The organism is Corallococcus sp. AS-1-6 (genome assembly GCF_020037015.1).
In the GTDB taxonomy this organism is placed as follows: domain Bacteria; phylum Myxococcota; class Myxococcia; order Myxococcales; family Myxococcaceae; genus Corallococcus.
Genome location: NZ_JAIQDE010000035.1, coordinates 1 through 18,839, shown reverse-complemented (window position 1 = coordinate 18,839; position 18,839 = coordinate 1). Strand labels below are relative to the sequence as shown.

General features: G+C 69.4%; 14 protein-coding genes. 3 read left to right on the top strand and 11 right to left on the bottom strand.

What is annotated here, in order from left to right; all coding sequences use genetic code 11:
* Positions 1–87 precede the first annotated feature (87 nt).
* Together K8612_RS33900 and K8612_RS33895 are read right to left on the bottom strand one after the other, a co-directional pair.
* A complete protein-coding gene (locus K8612_RS33900; RefSeq protein ID WP_223765276.1) occupies positions 88–789 on the bottom strand; it encodes a LysM peptidoglycan-binding domain-containing protein in 702 nt (233 codons plus the stop codon).
* 239 nt (positions 790–1,028) lie between these two features.
* Positions 1,029–1,343 (bottom strand): hypothetical protein, encoded by a 315-nt coding sequence (locus tag K8612_RS33895; protein WP_120575710.1) that lies wholly within the window; start codon positions 1,341–1,343, stop codon positions 1,029–1,031.
* Positions 1,344–1,550: 207 nt separating this feature from the next.
* Here K8612_RS33895 and K8612_RS33890 point away from each other — a divergent pair, with 207 nt between their 5' ends.
* Complete coding sequence (locus K8612_RS33890) at positions 1,551–2,642, top strand: hypothetical protein (protein ID WP_223765275.1); 1,092 nt, start codon at positions 1,551–1,553, stop codon at positions 2,640–2,642.
* Here K8612_RS33890 and K8612_RS33885 read toward each other — a convergent pair.
* Entirely contained in the window at positions 2,633–4,303 is a 1,671-nt protein-coding gene (locus tag K8612_RS33885; protein ID WP_223765274.1) for a hypothetical protein, read from the bottom strand. The genes K8612_RS33890 and K8612_RS33885 overlap by 10 nt on opposite strands.
* Before the next feature lie 156 nt (positions 4,304–4,459).
* Here K8612_RS33885 and K8612_RS33880 point away from each other — a divergent pair, with 156 nt between their 5' ends.
* A complete protein-coding gene (locus tag K8612_RS33880; RefSeq protein WP_223765273.1) occupies positions 4,460–5,386 on the top strand; it encodes a hypothetical protein in 927 nt (308 codons plus the stop codon).
* Between the two features lie 78 nt (positions 5,387–5,464).
* Here K8612_RS33880 and K8612_RS33875 read toward each other — a convergent pair whose 3' ends face one another.
* From K8612_RS33875 to K8612_RS33840, 8 genes are all read right to left on the bottom strand, one after another.
* Positions 5,465–7,279 (bottom strand): acyl-CoA dehydrogenase, encoded by a 1,815-nt coding sequence (locus tag K8612_RS33875; protein WP_223739562.1) that lies wholly within the window; start codon positions 7,277–7,279, stop codon positions 5,465–5,467.
* Between the two features lie 101 nt (positions 7,280–7,380).
* Positions 7,381–9,885 carry a VIT domain-containing protein gene (locus K8612_RS33870; protein WP_223765272.1) on the bottom strand — a complete coding sequence of 835 codons (2,505 nt, stop codon included), beginning with the start codon at positions 9,883–9,885 and terminating at the stop codon, positions 7,381–7,383.
* Between the two features lie 145 nt (positions 9,886–10,030).
* Positions 10,031–10,840 carry a hypothetical protein gene (locus tag K8612_RS33865; protein WP_223765271.1) on the bottom strand — a complete coding sequence of 270 codons (810 nt, stop codon included), beginning with the start codon at positions 10,838–10,840 and terminating at the stop codon, positions 10,031–10,033.
* A complete protein-coding gene (locus K8612_RS33860; protein ID WP_223765270.1) occupies positions 10,837–12,132 on the bottom strand; it encodes an AAA family ATPase in 1,296 nt (431 codons plus the stop codon). Before K8612_RS33860 ends, K8612_RS33865 begins: the two co-directional genes overlap by 4 nt.
* Before the next feature lie 126 nt (positions 12,133–12,258).
* Positions 12,259–13,383, bottom strand: coding sequence for a slipin family protein (locus K8612_RS33855; RefSeq protein WP_223765269.1), 1,125 nt, complete (start codon positions 13,381–13,383; stop codon positions 12,259–12,261).
* 579 nt (positions 13,384–13,962) lie between these two features.
* Entirely contained in the window at positions 13,963–14,628 is a 666-nt protein-coding gene (locus K8612_RS33850; RefSeq protein WP_223765268.1) for a class I SAM-dependent methyltransferase, read from the bottom strand.
* 37 nt (positions 14,629–14,665) lie between these two features.
* Positions 14,666–16,816, bottom strand: a complete 2,151-nt coding sequence (gene glgX, locus K8612_RS33845; RefSeq protein WP_223765267.1) for a glycogen debranching protein GlgX — start codon at positions 16,814–16,816, stop codon at positions 14,666–14,668.
* 136 nt (positions 16,817–16,952) lie between these two features.
* On the bottom strand, positions 16,953–18,221 hold the full coding sequence (locus tag K8612_RS33840; RefSeq protein WP_223739557.1) for a hypothetical protein: 1,269 nt from the start codon (positions 18,219–18,221) through the stop codon (positions 16,953–16,955).
* A gap of 181 nt (positions 18,222–18,402) precedes the next feature.
* Here K8612_RS33840 and K8612_RS33835 point away from each other — a divergent pair, with 181 nt between their 5' ends.
* Positions 18,403–18,615: a hypothetical protein gene (locus K8612_RS33835; protein WP_223739556.1), complete on the top strand. Its 213-nt coding sequence runs from the start codon at positions 18,403–18,405 to the stop codon at positions 18,613–18,615.
* Positions 18,616–18,839: the final 224 nt, after the last annotated feature.

The window sequence follows — 18,839 nt, the reverse complement described above, 5'->3', positions numbered from 1 at the left end:
CGGAAAACGGATGGGGCCTCCCCCTTCCGGGCCCCTGGGGGGCGGGAAGGCGAAGGCCCCATCGGGGACCGCGGGCGTCAGGTCTGTTCAGCCCCGGTACTGGTGCACGGACATGATGGGGTAGTTCATCGACGTGTAGCTGATGCGCTGCGAGCCGTCCGAGTTGATGTTGTTGGAGCCGATGAACTGGGGCTTGCCGTCCTTCCAGCCCGCGAACATCACCACGTGCTGGCCGCTGCCCACCTTCATGGAGACGACGTCGCCGGGCTTGGCGTCCTTCAGGCTGACGCGCTGGAAGTTCGGGTCGCGGTCCAGGTTCGCCTGGAGCGTCATCACGGACGCGCTGTGCTGGCTGTCCTTGATCTGCCCGGCCTGCTCCAGGCACGCGGAGACGAAGTTGGCGCAGTTGACGTTGTTGGGGACCCAGTCCTCCATGTCCGCGCCCACGCCGCTGCCCTCGAGCTTCAGCGAGCCGGCGTTCTTGCCCAGGTGCGACACCGCGATGTCGAACGGGCTGCCACCGGGGCCGCGCGTGGCCGGGCCCGCGCCACCCGGAGGCGCCGACACGTCACCCGCGCCGCTGTTGCCGCTCGCGCCGCCGCCGCGCACGCCCTGCGTGCCGGACTCGAAGCTGTCGCGCGAGCCGGGGATGTTCAGCGTCTTGCCCGCGTAGATGAGGTCCTTGTTGGTGATCTGCGGATTGGCCTTCATCAGCGAATCCACGGACGTGCCGTAGCGCTGGGCCAGCGCGGACAGGGTGTCACCCGACTGGATGCGGTAGCTGCTCATGGGGGGGCTCCTTGGGGGAGCAGTGACCCGGAGTGGTCACCGGCTGCGATTGTTTCCATTCTCGCCGTTCAAGAACCGGTGTTGCGTCCCCCACCTGCTTTTCACTCCAGGCGCGCACATGGGCGCGAACGGGCGTACCCGGAGCGGAATCCGGACCCTGGGAAGGGTGCGCAGCCGCGACAGGGCCCCCGGAGGGCCGCCCGGGGCGTCCCTGTCGCGGTGCGCAATTTCCGGGGGATTCAGCGGCTCTGGGCGTCGTGCTTCTGGCGGGCGATGCGGCGGCTGAGGGCGTCCTGCTTCGCGTCGATGCGGGCGCGCTCGGCGGCGTCCAGGTGGCCGTCGTCCCGGCGGTCGCGGCGGATCTCGCGCTGGAGCGAGCGGTGCTGGCGCTCCAGGCGCACGGCCTCGCGGCCCGTGAGCTCGCCGCTCTTCACGCCTTCGTTGATGCGCTGCTGCTGGTTCACCTGGCGGCGGTCGGCCTCCGCGGCCACGGCCGGCAGCGCCACCGTCAGGCCCAGCACCGCCGCGAGCATCCCCAGTCCGTTGCGCTTCATGGTGACTCCTCCTGGGTGGGCGCGGGCGTGGGTGCCAGCGCGTCGTCCCTGGAGGCTTGAACCCGGGATTCGCGCGCGGGTTGCGGGGCGCTGTTCGTGACGGGGTGCGTCCAGGTGGGTGGCCCTTATGAAAGGGGAAACAATCCAAGGGGATGGCGAGGCGCTGCGCCCTTGAACGGAGGGGTGGGGCCCGCGCATGGTGGCGGGGTGACGACCATTGCTCATCCCGACTTCACGGCGGCGCGGTTCAGCGGTTTCCCGGACGCGCGCTTCACCCCGGCTCCGGCGGACGGCGTGCTGCCGGAGGGCTTCTTCACCACGACGAACCTGCCCACGTACGTGCGGGTGGACGGGCGGTGGCGGATGCCGCGCGAGCCGCGCATGGACGGCGCGCTGGTGCTGGACGCGCAGGGCGAGCTCTGGGTGCGCGAGGGCCGCCGGGTGCGCGCGGGCGAGCGCGTGGTGGTGGGCAAGGCGGAGGACGGCAGCGAGGGCGTCTACGTGAACATGGCCTACCTGGCGGAGGGCGGGGAGGGCGAGTTCAAGTTCATGACGAGCGAGGTGTCGCGCGAGAAGCCCATCGACTACGCGCACATGGCGCGGCTCCTGGTGGAGGAGCGCGAGCGGGGCGGCTATCCCATCTGGGTGACGGGGCCGGCGCTGGTGCACTCGCGGGCGCGGGCGGACATGACGTGGTTCGTGGAGAACGGCTTCGTGGGGGCGCTGCTCGCGGGCAACGCGGTGGCGGTGCACGACATCGAGGCGTCCATCTACGGCACGACGCTGGGGATGAGCGGCGCGGGCGAGGCGACGTCGGGCGGGCACGGGCTGCACATGCGCGCCATCAACCGGGTGCGGCAGGCGGGCTCCATCGCGAAGGCGGTGGAGGCGGGCGTCATCACCAACGGCATCATGCACGCGTGCGTGAAGCACGGGGTGCCGTTCGTGCTGACGGGCTCCATCCGGGATGACGGGCCACTGCCGGACGTGGTGACGGACAACCTGGCGGCGCAGGACGCGATGCGAAGGCACGCGGTGAAGGCGACGATGGCGGTGCTCGTGGCCACGGCGCTGCACGCCATCGCGACGGGGAACATGCTGCCCGCGTTCGTGACGGAGCAGGACGGCTCCCTGAGGGAGCTGCCCACCATCTGCGTGGACTCGTCCGAGTTCGTGGTGAGCAAGCTGAAGGACCGGGGCACGCACCAGGCCTTCGGCGTGGTGACGAACGCGCAGGACTTCATGCACATCCTGCGGCTGTACGTGGAGCGCGAGCTGGCCGCGCGGTCTCAGCGCTGACTGAGAGCCGGAGCCGAGACGGCCTTCCAGGCCGCGCTCGACAGCCCGCCCTCGGTGCCGAAGAGGGCGGAGTCGCCGTCCGGAAGCACGGCGTAGACGCGCGGGTCGGCCAGCTTCGGCAGGGCCCGCGTTTGCCCCGTGGCCGCGTCGAAGTACGACGCGCCGAGCAGCGTGCCCACCAGCGCCCCGCCGGGCACGAGCGCGGCGGAGACGATTGCCGGGGAGGGCAGCCCGGGCGCGGCGCGCACGCGGGTCCACTTCGCGCCGTCGAAGTAGCTGAAGCCATCCTGGCAGGTGCCCGCGACGGCGCGCCCCTGCGCGTCGGTGGACAGCGCGGTGATCCAGTTGTCGGTGAGGTCGCGGCCGTCGTGGAAGCGCTGCCACGCCGCGCCGTCCCAGCGCAGCAGTCCCCGGTCCTCGCTGCCCATCCACAGGAAGCGGCCGGAGGCTTCACCCACGGAAGGGTGCTTGCTCCACTCCTTCGGCAGCGGCACCCGCTTCACGAGCGACAGGGGCGCGGTGCCGGGAGTGACCAGGGACACGCCGCGGCCATCCACCAGCGCGACACCGTCATCCATCTGGGACACGTTGAGCACGGACAGCTTCCCCAGCGCCACGGGGTTTCGGGCCCCGTATGCAATCTGCGTCCACGTCTTCCCGTCATGGAAGCCCAGGCCATACGTGGTGGCGACGTAGAGGTTCGGTCCATCGCTGGTGATGCCCAGCACCTGGTCGCTGGGAAGCGAAGGTGAACGGATGGTCCGCCACCGGCCGTCCTCGCGCTGGATGCAGGCGCCCCGGTCGAACGTGCCCACCACGAGCTGGCCCTGGTGCCGGGCGAGCGCGGTGATGTGATTGCCGCAGAGCTGCCCCGTGGGCGTGACGCGGCGCCACCCCTTGGGCCCAAGCTTGAACACGCCCGAGGCCCGCGTGCCCGCCCATTCCGTGTTCAACACGGTGGCGCCCTTGGGAACGCTCACGGTCTGGAGCGGCACGGACTCCGTCTCCCACGCGTGCACCTCGCCGTGGCTGCCCACGATGCGCACGCCCTGCTCCGTCACGGTGAAGGACAGCGGCCCGGTGGGCACGTCGCGCAGCGCGGAGAGCCGGCCACTGGCGCTGATGGAGAACGCGCCCTCGGTGGTGCCCACGTCCACGCCGTCCTGCGTGTCGGAGATGAAGCGCACCGGTCCTGGCAGGGACCACGCGCGCTGGGTGCCCAGCTCGAACAGCCGTCCCTCCGCCGTGCCCGCGAAGCGCGGAGAGAACGCCGTGTAGGTCGCGCCCGGCGTCAGCACCGAAGCCAGTGACTCCAGCCGGCTCACGTAGTCCGGCGTGCTCGCGTCCTCGGAGGGAGGCAGCGCCTGCCAGCGCACGTCCAGCACGGGCGTCACCTGGAAGCGGGCATCCAGCGACACGAGCCCTTCATCCGTGGCGACGAAGAGCCGGTCCCCCGTGGACTCCAGCGCGCGGCAGTAGTGGCTGGGAAGCCCGTCCTCCACCGTGAGCACGCGCACCGGACGGCCCGAGGGCGTGAACAGCTCCAGGCCGCCTTCGGTGCACGCGACGACGTGGCCGCCGAAGGGCTTCAGGTCGTGCACGGTCTCGGTGTTGGTGACGGTGGCGGCCAGGGTCAGCGCGGTGAGGGTGGAGAGCATCATGCTGCACCCCTATTGCGAACCCCGGGCCAGCCCGGTGTGTGTCTCCGGAGCCGCACCCGAGGCCCCGGGCCGGGCGGACCCGTTGACCCTGTCGCCTTTCACGAACGATGGTCGCGCGGGGGGGATTGGGGCCGGGCCTCCGTGGGAGTCCAAGACATGCTGCGTTCTGCTTCTTCCCTGGCGATGGCGCTCGCGCTCGCCATCCTCTGCGCTTGTGATTCCGACCCGTGCGAGGACACCGACTGCGGTCCGGGCCAATGTGTGACGTCCTCCGGAGAGGCCGCCTGCGAATGCCCCCAGGGCTACGTCCCGGCGGACCTGTCCTGCAGGCGGGACGTGCGCGAGGGAGATGACCATGGGGACTCCCTCGAGGCCGCGACCCCCGTGGAACTCATGGACCCCTCCTCCCAATGGGTGGACGCGAACCTGGACAACCTCGAGGACGTGGACCTGTTCTCGTTCCACGTCACGGCCGGTCGCATCTACCGCTTTAGCTGCAATGCATCTTTGTCTGACTACGCCCCGAGCTGCCGTGTCGAGCTCCTCGGCGCGGACGGGCTCACGTTGCCGGGCTCGGTGGGCACGGGGGCGCTCTCGACCTACCAGTCGGCCGTGCTCGCTACGCAGGATGGTCCCGTGTACGCCCGCGTGGAGCACAACCGCAAATTCACCTCCACTTTCGATCTTTCCTACAAATACTCGCTGCTGGACCGGGGGCCGGACGACTTCGCGAACACCCTCACGGAAGCCACCCCGGTGCCCATCGGCACCCCCGTCTCGGGGTACGTCGAGCCCGCTGGCGATGTCGACGTCGTCGCGCTGGACGCCGTCGCGGGCCGCGCCTACCGGTTGACGTGTCAGGGTGAATACTCCTCCCACATCTGCTGCATGCGAGTGCGTGGCCCCGGGGGCGAGGTGCTGTTCGAGTCGAATAGGTCCGATAGCAGGCCGAGGAGCGAAACGTTCGACCTCCAGGTGATGCAGCAAGGCCGTCATACGGTCGAGCTGTTCATCTTCTGGGGGGGCATCTCCTTCAACGCCGTGGGTGCCTACGCCTTCTCTGCCGTTGACCTGGAACCCTGAGCGCACGCCCGGCACTCACCGGTCCGAAGGCCCGAAGGACATGTCGCTACCGTCCTTCGGGCCCCATCCGGCGGATGGCTAGAACGACTCTTCCGGCAGGTCCATCAGGTCCAGGTTGCCGTTCTCCACCATGCGCGCGGCGTGCGCGATGCCGGGCAGCACCTCATGGCAGTACCAGCGGGCGCTGGCCACCTTGCCGCCGTAGAACGCCTTGTCGCCGGGGTTGGTCTTCATCCGCTCCAGCGCCACGGCCGCGTGACGCACCAGCAGCCAGCCGATGATGACCTCCGCCACGGCGAACAGCACGCGGTTGCCCTGGAAGCCCACGTGGTAGACGGACTCGCCCAGCTTGCCCATCAGCGTGCCGAGCAGCGTCTGCAGGTGGCCCACCGCCTCGCCCAGCGCGGCGCGCTCGGTCTTCAGCTCGGGGCCGCCCTCGTCGCCGTCCGCCGTCGCGCGCACGCGCTCCAGCAGGCCCATCAGCGTCGCGCCGCCGTCGCGCGCCACCTTGCGCATCAGCAGGTCCAGCGCCTGGATGTGCGTGGTGCCCTCGTAGAGCGAGTCGATCTTCTGGTCCCGGATGTACTGCTCGACCGGGTAGTCCGTGAGGAAGCCCGAACCGCCGTGCACCTGGAGCGACAGGGACAACAGCTCATACGCCTTCTCCGAGCTGTACCCCTTCACCAGCGGCAGCAGCATGTCGTTGAGCACGTCCGCCTCGCCCGCCGCCGTGGAGCGGTGGCCGCCCTGGAGCTCCACCTGGTCCTGCACGGACGCGGTGAACAGGGCCAGCGCGCGCAGGCCCTCCGCGTGGGCCTTCTGCGCCATCAGCATGCGGCGCACGTCCGGGTGCTGGAGGATGTTCACGCGCGGCGCGGACTTGTCGCGCGCCTTCGCCAGGTCGCTGCCCTGCACGCGGTCCTTCGCGAACGACAGCGCGCGGAAGTAGCCCGCGGACAGCGCGGCCATGGACTTGAGGCCCACCGCCATGCGCGCGTTCTCGATGATGTGGAACATCTGCCGGATGCCGTCGTGCACCTCGCCCAGCAAGAGGCCGCGCGTGGGCTTGCCGTCGCCGAACGTCAGCTCGCACGTGACGGACCCCTTCAGGCCCATCTTCTTCTCCAGCTTGGTGCACACGACGTTGTTGTGCTCGCCCAGGCTGCCGTCCTCGTTCACCCAGTACTTGGGCACCACGAACAGCGACAGGCCCTTGGTGCCCGGCGCCGCGCCGTCCGGACGCGCGAGCACCATGTGGATGATGTTCTCCGCGATGTCCGACTCGCCGTTGGTGATGAAGCGCTTGACGCCTTCAATCTCCCAGACGTCGCCGTCCACGTGCCGGGCCTTGGTGCGCGCGGCGCCCACGTCGCTGCCCGCGTCCGGCTCCGTCAGCACCATGGAGCCGCTCCAGCGCTTGTCCAGGATGTGCGGCAGGAAGCGCTTCTTCTGCGACTCCGTGCCCAGCCTGTCGATGACGCGCGCGAGCAGGTTGCCCAGCGTGAAGAACGCCAGCGCGGGGTTGGAGCCCAGCAGCAGCTCGAACGCGGCCCAGCCCAGCGACGGCGGCGCGCCCAGGCCGCCCAGGTGCGGGGGCGTCTCCAGCAGGTGCATGCCCGCGTCGTAGTAGGCGCCCATCGCGGCCTTGAGGCCGGGGGGCAGCTTCACCTCGCCGTTCTCCAGCTTCGGAGGGTTGTGCTCGGACTCGTCGAAGCTCTTCGCCAGCTCCTGCGTGCACAACTGCGCGAACGTCTGCAGCGTCTGCCGGGCCGCCGTCTCGTCCAGGTCCCCGAAGGGCGCCTTGCCCAGCGACGTGTGGCCGATGTCCAGGAACTCGAAGAGGTTGAACTCAATATCGCGGAGGTTGGGCGTGTAGTGCAGGGACGACGACATCGAAGGACTCCTCGCGGCCGGGTGCGAAAGCAACCAGCCCCGCGCCGGTGAGGGCGCGGGGCCGAAACGGGCCGCCAGGGTATCCGAGATTGATTCGCGGGTCAGTCGCGCCGAGCGTGGATGACGCGCAGCGTCTCCCGGCGCTCGAAGCGGTTGCCGGCGGCGTCGCGGGCGACGAACACCAGCTCGTAGGAACCGGCGGGCGTGCCCTCCGGGATGACCAGCGACTTCGTGAAGCGCAGGCCGTCCTGCGAGTCGAAGAGGTGCTGGTCCTCGCCGAAGAGGTCGCCGTACACGCTGACCTCCTGCGTGGCCTCCACCGCGTCCACGTCCAGCGTCAGCGTGTCACCGGCGGCGAGCTCCTTCTGGGAGAGGACGACGTCGAAGTCGTTGCCCTTCGAGTCCAGGCGGTAGCGCACCTCGCTGCGCTCCACGCGGCCGTCCGCCAGCTCCGCGATGATGAACACGGTGTAGTAGCCATCCGCGACGCCCAGCGGCACGAGGAACCGGCCGCGCCAGGAGCGGGTGAGGTTGTCGAACGTGAGCGGCTTCACCAGGCCGAAGGGGAAGTAGGCGGTGACGCGGCGGGCGTTGCGCGGGGCGCGCACGGAGATGATGGGGTCGCCGGGGGGGATCTCCTCGCGGCTGAGCGCGCCGGAGACCATGCCGTCGGGGAGCTGCACGGGGACCATCTCGCGGACCGTCTCACCGTCGGGGTTCGTGCGGGCCACCTGCTCCACCGCGACGAAGGACGTGTAGCGGCTCATCAGGTGGTACTGGAGCGCGGTGTCGGTGATGCCCTGGATGATCTCGGGCGTCTCGCCACGGTAGCCCTCCACGGTGAGCTCCTCGATGCGCTGGCGGGCCCAGAGGCTCTTGAGCGAGTCGTGCTCCGGGGCCACTTCGGGGAAGTGCACGGGCACGTCGAAGTGGCGGACCTGGCCCCGCACGCGGCCGGAGATGCGGAGGACGCCGTCACCGGTGCCGGTGAACCTGCCCACGAGGAACAGCGGCTGGCCGGCGAAGAGGTCCGGCACGGACTTGGGGTACACGTCGCTGACGGGCAGGCCGTCCGTGTCCACGTGGACGGAGGTGAGGACGGGGCCGCGCATGCGCTGCTCGAACTCGCGGGCGACGTCCTCCTCCGGGCGGTTGAGGTTGACGAGGGTGGAGGCGCCGCGGCCCAGTTCGCCCATCTTGGTGATGAGGTAGCGGTTGGTGCTGGAGCCCACGCCGGCGGCGAAGATGCGCGTCTCTTCACGGAGGTGCTCCTGGAGCGTGCCGAGCACCTGCTCGTCACCGCCGATGAGGCCGTCCGTCATGAAGAGCACCATGCGCAGGCGGGCGGGGTCGTTCGGGGGCAGCATGGCTTCACGGGCGGCGATGTTCACGTCGGTGCCGCCACCGCCCCAGAAGTTGGCGACGTAGGGCAGGGCGTTCTGGATGTTCTCCGGCGTGGCGGGGACGGCGGTGGGCGCGAACTTGGTCACCTGCGTGTCGAAGTTGAGGACCTGGAAGGTGTCCTCGGGCATCAGGTGGTTGAGCACCTCCTTCGTGATGGCCTTGGACTTCTCGATGGCGAGGCCGGACTGCGAGCAGGACGTGTCGAGCACCATGTAGAGCTCGCGCGGGACGACTTCGCGCTGGGTGGGGGACAACTGCGGGTTGAGCATCACCAGGAAGTAGCCGTGGTCCGCGCCGGGGTCGCGGTGCATGAGGACGGCGGGGCGGATGAGCGCGTCGGCGACGACGTACTCGAGGATGAAGTCCTTGTTGGGGATGCGGTCATCGCGGCCCAGGCTCACGGTGGCGCGGGACGGTCCGTCGCGCTTCACGTCAACGCGGTGGGTGGTGGAGCGCAGCGAGTGGACCGGGAGGCCCGCGTCCAGGCGCACGGTGAGCTGGATGTCATGGCCGCTGCGCGTGTCGGTGATGACGGGGGGCGTGATGCGGCTCGCGTCGGGGACGGAGGTGGTGTCGGGCTCCACGCCTTCGCCCTGGCGCGTGGGCAGCGGCGCGCCGCCGATGAAGCGGGGGGCCACGACCATGGGGAAGCTGAAGCGGTAGGTGCCGGCGTCGTAGGTGAGGCGCTCCACGTAGTGGATGCGCACGCGGATGGTCTCGCCCGGCAGGATGTTGGCGACGGACTGGGTGAAGATGTTGGGGCGCTCCTGGTCGAGCAGCGCGGCCGTCTTGCCCTCGGCCTTGGCGCGCTCGTAGGTGTCGCGGGCCTGCTCGCGGGTCTGGATGACGCCCGTGATGACGCGCTCGCCGAGGTGCATCTCCATGCCATCCACGGCGGCCAGCTCCGGCAGCGGGAAGACGTAGAGCGCTTCGAGGGGAGCGGAGTAGGGGTTCTCGAACACCTGCGTCACGGTGACGGAAGCGAGGAACCCGCTGACCTCCGCGTCCACCTGTGTCTGCTTGAGGCTGAAGGTGCGAGGCTCCGTGTCCGGGCACGCCGTATCGGGCTGCGCACGGAAGCGAGCCACCAGGGTGCCCTGGGCGACGCCCGCGGTGGGCGACGCGGCCGGGGGACAGGGTTGCTGCGCGGAGGCCGGGGCGGCCAGAAGACAGACGAGGAGCGTGGCGAGCAGGACTCGCATGGTCGGGAACCTTGGTTTCAGGGTGTGCCCGGGGACATTGCAGCCCCCGGGCCAACGCCGGTTCCCCTCTGAGAAGGCAGGAAGTGGGGGCGGTGGGAGACAGTCCGGGTGTGGTTCCGCAGCCACGGGGCCACTGGGTCCGGAACTACCAGCCGAGGGCTTCGGGAGCCGCTTCGAACAGGCGCTTCAGCTCCGGGATGAGCTGGTGCTGGCGCTTCATCTCCCGCCAGACCGTGGCGTGCTGGCGCGTCTGGATGTCGTGCGCCAGGTGCTGGAGGTGTTCGGGGGCGTGGCCGTGGGCACGGTCCTGGACGTATCCCCTGAGGTGCATGAGGAAGTCGCGATAGGCGTGGCAGCGCGTACGTGGGAGCGATTCACGGCTGTTAAGGCCAAGAAGCTCGATGGTGTACTTGGCGCGCTGGTACGCCACGGTGCCCGGTGCAGCAGTGGCGGTGAAGAGGAATGTCTGCCGGATCTCCAGGCTCATGAAGTCCATGGGATCCTCCACACGAGGATCCAGCAGCACGGGCGTGCCTGGGACGGGAGGGACCACAGGGGCGTTACGGCGGCGACCCACGTCCGTATGGACGCCTGTCCCCTGAGCGAAGACCGCGAAGCGGTTGTTCTTGGGCCCGTTGCAGGGACCGCAGGCGTACAGGTAGTTCATCCAGGCAAAGGTCAGCTCTGGATACAGTGCCTTGGGCCGGATGTGCTCCACCTCGTCGGCCAGTGAGTCCTCGCAGTAGGCACAGCGTTGGACTCCCACGCACATCTTCGACAGGGTCGCCTTGACGGCGTCGAAGGTCGGATGGCCCTTCTTGTTCAGATTGCTGAATCGCTCCTTCGCCCGCTCGACTTGCATCGCGTAGTCGGGGAGCGAGTCGATTTCCTGCTGATATCCCTTGAGCTGCGTGTTGGCGGGCTCCGGCAGTGGGAGGTTCGGGAGGTGGATCAAGGCTGCGGCACCTCCGTGTCGGACGGAAGGGCGCTGGATGCGGTGGGGAGTTGCGCGCGCAAGTGTTGTTGCTCGGCCTGCTCCTCGTGGGACAGGCCCTGCGCGAGTTCCTTTTGGTTGAGGATGGCGAGCCGTTCGAGCTTCTCCAGCGCTTCGGGAGAGCGCAGGGGCACGTCCCCGAAAGCGCCGGTGCTGTAGGCGTCCAGGACGTTGCCGTAGAGAAGACGATCCAGTGCGACACCCGTCACCATGCCCGCTTCTTCGTCACTGCCCGGTCTGGGAAGGCGGAACACACTGCCCACGGTTGCGGCCTGACAGATGAGCGGGCTGTGGGTCGTGACGATGAACTGGATGTTAGGGAAGTGTTCCCGGAACCACCGGCCCACCCGGCGCTGCCACACGGGATGCAGGTGAGCGTCGATCTCATCAATCAGGACGACACCGGGGACGATGATGGTCGTTGGATCTCCGGGCGCGAAGAGCTTGTCGGATCCATATGTCCGAGCGAGCTGGCGGATCAGCTCGAAGGTCATGCTCAGGATGGAGCGATAGCCATCGCTCAGGTTCTCTACGGGAACTTCGCAGCCGTTGCCATCGACGAATCGGACACCCTTGGACGAGATGGATTCAAGTCGGGCTTCGTTGGGTAGGAAGTCGGGCTGGTTGATGAACTGCTTCAACGGCTCAAGAAGGTTTCCCTCAGGGTCATTCTCCAGCTTCTTGAATTGGAGGAGCTTGAGCCATTCGAGGCTTTCCGAGAGTGCGACGGACTCGCCGAATACGGACAAGTGCCGGGCCAGCTTTGGATTCAAATGGAACAGCTTTTCCTGCTCCAGGTCGCCACCCGTGAACCGTCGGAACGGGCCGTATGAAGCGCTGAACCAGCCCGAGCCATTCCCCCAAACGGAATGCTCTGGAGCTGAGGTCGCTGAGGAGGAATGAAGAGGCCGGACCTCGGTCAAGCTGCGCGAGAACCTCAGATTGAGGAAGTATGGAGCGTCAGGAGCCTCCGGTGTTCCCACAATGAGGTCGTAGTCCGGTGTTGGCTCAAGCTGGAGCCGGATGGACCCTTTCAGCTCGTTGCCTCGCAGCCACTCGTTCCAATCTTGGCGCAGAGCTTTTGCTTCATCTGGTCCTACCAACGCGAGCGCGATAGAGCGCAGGAACGAACTCTTCCCTGCTCCGTTGTCACCAATGATGACGTGCCATCCGGGGCCCGGCTGATCCGGCAGGGCCCACACCAGAGAAGCAATGGACCGGATGTTGGAGAGGTGGACCTCTTTCACGTACATGCGCCCTAGCTCGCCCTAAACGGGGGGAGGGGTCAACCTGTACCGGTACTGCTACGAAACCCGCTGAACGCACGAAGGCCCCCGGACCGTACTTCCGGTCCGAGGGCCTCGACTCCCACAGAAACCTCAGCCGCCCTTGAGATGCAGCGTGGGCACCGCGCCCTCACCGAGCACGAGGTGCACCTGACCCACCTTCGCGGCCAGGTCCTTGTACGCCTCCAGCTCCTTGAGGCGCACGAGCAGCGGGTTCTCCGCGAGCACCTTCGCCGTCTGCGCCATGGAGCGCGTCGCCGCCGTCTCCTCGCGCCGCAGGATGACGTTGGCCTCCGCTTCCTTCTGCGCCTGGATGACCCGGTTGAGCAGGTCCTTCATCTCCTTCGGCAGCACCACGTCCTTGATGCCGAAGCGCAGCAGCTCCAGGCCCACGCCCTCCGCCCCCGACTTCACCTGCGCGTACAGCTCCGTGGACACGGCCTCTCGCGCGGTCAGCAGCTCGTCCAGCGTGCGCGTGGACACGGCCTCGCGCGCCGCGAGCTGCATGGCCAGGTAGAGGATTTCATCCGGCGCCCGCGCCACCACCGCCAGCCGCCGCGCGTCCACCACCCGGTACGCCGCGGACAGGTTGAGCCGCAGCGTCACGCGGTCCTTCGTCATCACCTCCTGGCCGGTGACGTGGAGCAGCTTCTCGCGCAGGTCGATGACCGCGAACTGCACCTTGTGCGCGACCGTCCACGCCGCGTGACGGCCCGGCGGCAGCACGGCATCCAGCACGCCGTTCACGTACCGCAGCGCCACCGTGCCCTCCGTGGCCGTGGTCTCCACGTAGTCGCTGGCCGGAATCAGCGCGCGCACCTCGTCCCGCGGGGGCTCCGTCGCTACCCCGGACACGTCCACGCGCTCCACCCGCACCGTCGGCGTCTCCGGCCGACCGGTCCGACCGGGCAGCCGCTGCGCCGTCCACACCTGGTGCTGACCCCGCCCCAGCCACCGCACCGGCTGGCCGTGATGGAAGACCACCGCGCGCTCGTCCGCGCCCAGCTCCAGCACCTGGAGGTCCTTCTCCGGCACCAACGCGAGCTTCGCCTCATCCAGCCGGGTGACCGGTGGCTCCAGCGGCACGCGCTCGAAGCGGACGGTCTGGAACGGACGCACCACCCAGTGCCGGCCCGGCCCCAGGTACTGCTCCGCCTTCCCGTTCACCACCACGAACAGCCGCTCGTTCTGCGCCACTTCCACCCGACCAATGCCCATGACACGTCACCTCGACGACAAGAAAAGGAGTGCAGCCCGGCTGCTGGGAAGAGGACCCCGCCGCCCCACGGGCGCGTCGCGCGAACAGACCGTCCGGATCCGCGTTCAGCCTCCCGGGCTTCCGCACCGGATGCCGGTCACGGACGGCGACCGGAGCGCTTCCGCGAACAGCACGGAAGCCTCCAGAGGCCCTGGCGACCGGCCAGTGTGCGGCGTGGGGAGGAGGACGCGGTGGACTCGCGTTGGCACCAGCGACAAACGACGGGGTCCCGGGCGAACGAAGGATTCGAACCTTCGACACCGAGATCTTGAGTCTCGTGCTCTACCAGGTTGAGCTAGTTCGGTTTTTGCCCAGCAAAGGGCAGCCATGCGCGCCTCATGGTGGCGCGCGACCGGTACGGCCTTCGATAGCGGCAGGAACACCCGGCGGTGATGGCCGTGAGGAACGTCCGAGTGGCATGCCCTGGCGCAAAGCGCCCGCGCATGGAGTCGGACGCCTCGGGACAACCCCGTGCGCCCCCTGAAGTTCGCCGACGGGGCCACCGGACGCGGGCGTGCGGAAATCCTGACAGCGCCCCTTCAGCCGCGCGTCACGTCCCACCAGCCGAACCACATCACGCGCTCCTCGGCCATCATCTCCCAGCCGGGCCCGTGCACGTACCCACGCACCCGCAGGCCCGCGGACTCCACCGCGCGCGCCGTCTCCTCCGCGCTCCACAGGTGCAGCGTCACGTCCGCGTCCGCCGTGCGGGCCCGGCGCGTGGACGCCTCGTGCGCCTCCAGCCCGGGCCTGCGCTCCAGCACCGTGAACAACATCCGCGCGCCCGGCTTCAGCACGCGGCCCAGGTGCCCCAGCACGCGCGGCAGGTCGTCACAGAAGTCCAGACACCCAATCACCAGCGCGACGTCGAACGTGCCCAGGTCCTCCGGCACCGGCTCCATGTAGCTGTGCACGCGCCACGTGCCCGCGGGCCGCGCGCGCTGCGCCAGCTCCAGCATCTCCGGCGCCAGGTCCAGGCCCACCACGTCCACGGACGCGTCCAGGCCCCGCGTGTGCAGCGCCGGGCCGCAGCCCACGTCCAGCACGCGCAGGCCCGGCTTCATCACGTCCGCGAGGAAGCGCTCCACCCGCTCCCCGTAGCGATGCAGGGACGGGTAGAGCACCTCGTAGGCGGAGGCGATCTCCCCGTACACCCGCGCGACGGCGGCCTCTTCCCTCCTGCCGCCGTCGTCCGCGTCCGCCATGCCGTGCGCTCCTCGAAAACAAGGTGCGCACGCTCTATCACGCCGCGCCGTTGAACCCCGGTCCAGGCTTGCGGAACACCGCGAGCGACCGCCCGGCCATCTCGAACTTCCCGGGCTTCATCTCCTCGTCGCCACGCTTGTCGTCCGCCGTGTACAGCTCCAGCCGCCACGCGCCGCCTTCGCCCGGCGGCGGCACCGTGAAGGTCACCGGCTCATGGTGCGCGTTGAGCAGCACGAGCAGCGAGTCGCCGCTGACGCGCTGGCCGCGCTCGTCCGGCGTGGGGATGGCGTCGCCCCCCAGCAGGAACGCCAGCGAGCGCACGAAGGGCTTCTGCCAGTCCTCCGCGCCCATCTCCGTGCCGTCCGGCCGGAACCACGCCAGGTCCTTGTGCTCGGACTCCCACAGGTGCTCGCCCTGGAAGAAGCGGCGGCGCTGGAGCACCGACTGCCCGTGGCGGAACTGGATGAGCTTGCGCGTGAACTCCAGGAGGTCCTGGCGCGTCGTGTCCAGGTTCCAGTCCACCCACGACAGCTCGTTGTCCTGGCAGTAGGCGTTGTTGTTGCCATGCTGCGTCCGGCCCATCTCGTCGCCCGCGACAATCATGGGCACGCCCGTGGACAGGAACAGCGACGCCAGCAGGTTTCGCTTCTGGCGCTCGCGCAGGGAGATGATGTCGGTGTCGTCCGTCTCTCCCTCCACGCCGCAGTTCCACGCCTGGTTGTCATCCGCGCCGTCGCGGTTGTGCTCGCCGTTGGCCTCGTTGTGCTTGCTGCTGTACGTGACCAGGTCGTGCAGCGTGAAGCCGTCGTGCGCGGTGACGAAGTTGATGGACGCCTGCGGACGCCGGCGCGCCGCCGCGAACAGGTCCGCGCTGCCCGTGAGCCGGTAGCCCACCTCCGCGGCCTGGTTCTCGTCGCCCTTCCAGTACTTGCGCAGCGCGTCCCGGTACTTGCCGTTCCACTCGTGCCACGGCGACGGGAAGCCGCCCACCTGGTAGCCGCCCAGGCCCACGTCCCACGGCTCCGCGATGAGCTTCACGCGGCCCAGCACCGGGTCCTGGTTGATGATCTGGAAGATGGGCGCGTTCGGGTCGTAGCCGCCCTTGCCGCTGCGGCCCAGCACCGTGGCCAGGTCGAAGCGGAACCCGTCCACGTGCATCTCCTCCACCCAGTAGCGCAGGCTGTCCACGATGAAGCGCGCCGTCTGCGGGTTGGACGCGTTGAGGCTGTTGCCGCACCCGGTGAAGTCCAGGTAGTGCCGCGCCTCCGGCATGGTCCAGTAGTACGACGCGTTGTCGATGCCCTTGAACGACAGCGTGGGCCCCAGGTGGTTGCCCTCGCACGTGTGGTTGTAGACGACGTCGAGGAGGACCTCGATGCCCGCCGCGTGCAGCGCCTTCACCATCGACTTGAACTCCGCCACCGCGCCGCCCGGCGTCTTGCGGCTGGCGTAGCGCTGCTCCGGGGAGAAGTAGTTCAGCGTGCTGTAGCCCCAGTAGTTCGACAGGCCCTTGTCGTTGAGGAACGAGTCGTCCGCGAACGCCTGCACCGGCAACAGCTCCACCGCGGTGACGCCCAGCTTCTGCAGGTGCTCGATGATGGCCGGCGAGCCCAGGCCCGCGTACGTGCCGCGCTGGTGCTCCGGCACGCCCGGGTGGCGCATGGTGAGGCCGCGCACGTGGGCCTCGTAGATGACCGTCTTGCGCCACGGGATGTCCAGGCGCCGGTCGTTGCCCCAGTCGAAGAAGTCGCTCACCACCACGCCCTTGGGCATGCCGGCCGCGCTGTCGCGCTCGTCGCGCATCAGGTCCTTCTTCGGATGCTCCAGGGGGTAGCCGAACACCGGCTGCTTCCAGTCCACCTCGCCGTACAGCGCCTTGGCGTAGGGGTCGACGAGCAGCTTGTGCGGGTTGCAGCGGTGCCCCTTCTCCGGCTCGTAGGGGCCGTGCACGCGCAGGCCGTACAGCGTCCCGGGCTCCAGGTCCGGCACGTAGCCGTGCCAGACGAACTCGGTGCTCATCGGCAAGTCGAAGCGCTCGATCTCCTTCGTCGGGTCCGCCCGGTCGAAGAGACACACCTCCACGCGTGTGGCCACCTGCGAATAGACCGCGAAGTTGGTGCCCGAGCCGTCGAAGGTCGCGCCTCGCGGCCAGGGCTTTCCCGGCCAGATCTCCCGCTTGCTGCTCATGCGTCTCACTCGATTCCGTGGGGAAACTGCCGCCGGAATGTGGGTGCGACTGCGCTGTGCGGCAAGACGTCCGGGTGCGCTGACTGTCCACCGGGCGGCGCTCTGGCAAGTGGTCGGTGCTGAAACAACCTGCCCGTCAGGCCGCGACGGCGTGGTCCAGCGAACGCCAGGTGCCCAGGGCCCAGTCCTGCTCCTCGGGATCATCGAAGCTGACCACGCAGAGGGCGCGGCGGCTGCCGGAGCGGCACAGGGCCGTCAGCCGGCACTCGCCGGGGCCCATGTGCAGGGACGCGCGGCCGCTGACGCGGGCGCCGTGGTGCTCCAGCTCCAGGGCCTTGCGCTCCGGGCTGGTGGGCGCCAGTGGCTCCTCCGCGGAGTCCTCCAGGGGCACCACGCGCACGGTGCGGCGGTGGTCGCGGGCCACCCAGCTTCCGTCGCCCAGGCGCGCCTCCGCCAGCGAGCCGGGGATGCGGATCTCCCAGCCCTCCGGGAGCGCCACCTGCACGGAGCCCCGCCGGTAGCCGATGGACGGCCCCACGCCGGGCGACTCCAGGGCGCGGCGGTGGACCTCCTCCGCCACCGTCCCGCCCAGGCCCAGGTAGCCGAGCACCTCCTGCCACTCGCGCCACGGGTAGGGGAGCGAGGGGTCCTCGCGCCAGGCCTGCTCCAGCAGCCGGGCCACGTCGCGCAGGCGCTGACGCTCCTCTTCCAGGAGCGGCGGGCGCCAGACGACGTCCGTCCACAGGCGGCACAGGGCGCGCGTGAAGCGCTCGCGCGCGTCCACGCCGGGGTTCCACCAGGGGAACACGTCCGTGCCCTGCCGCGGGTCCTCGTGCACGGTGCGCAGCCAGCGCTCGTCGCGAGGCCCCATGGGTGTGAGCAGCGCGCCCGGGTGCTGGAAGGTGTGGCCGAAGCGCATGGACAGCGCGAAGCCGGAGTTGCCCAGGCTGCGCATGCGCAGCACCTGACCCACCGAGTGCTGGAGCCAGCCCAGGAAGTGCTTCTCCACCAGGTCCACGTCGCCGCCGTGGAAGTAGCCCGTGGCGTCGCCCACGCCCACGTCCTCGTCGGGCGGGGCCCAGGAGATGCCGTACAGGTCGCCCAGCCCCTTGAGCAGGTCCACCAGGTAGCGGTGGTAGCCGGGCCCCGCGGCGCTGGTGTCCGCGGACACGACGACGCGCTCCTGGGTCGCCGCGAGCAGCATGACCTCCGCCGCGGCCGGGTGCAGGCGCAGGTGCAGCACGGGCGCGCCCTGCGGGCCGTCCTCGATGTGGCTGCTCTCCAGCACGCCTTCAGCCACCTGCTGGAACCAGGCCTCCACGCGCTGAAGCCAGGGCAGGGACGCCTCCGGGGGGGCGAACAGCGGATCGCTTGCTCCTCGTCGGCCTGCCAGCAACAGCTTCATGCGTTGGACGCTTTCGGTGATGGGTGCGCGCTGCCTGGACCTCTTTGGATAAGCCCCCGCCCGCTCCCTGTCATCCAAGAGAGACGCATTCTGGAGGCAGGGGACCATGCGGGCGGGGGGGCGCCCGGTGGCGCAATGCCCCCGCCCACCCCAACCTCAGAGGGGAAAGGAGGCGTTCGTCATGAGCAAGAGCAAGAAAGACGTGCTGCACATCCCCTTGGAGGACCTGCCTCCCGCGCGCGAGGCCGGGACGGAGGAGGAGCGGCGGGAACGCCACGTGCCGTCCACCTTCGACCCGGGTGGCGGTCCCGGCAACGGGCCGGGGGACAACGGGAGCCCGCGCATCATCGAACCGGTGGGCCAGCCCTTCTCGCCGGGCGTCAAGGTGACCTGAGCCTCCCAGGGCGCGGCTGTCTCCAGACCCCGCTGACGCCACCGCGCGTCGGCGGGGTCTCGTTGTTCGCGCGCGAAGCGCCGCCGCTGGAAATGGCGAAGCGCCCGCGACCGTGAAGGCCGCGGGCGCTTCCAGGGACAGCCCGAAGGGGCCTAGGGGGTGTCCCTAATTAAGCCAGAGCATCATGCAGGCCAGATGGAGGACCGCCAGGTAGTTGGTGGCGG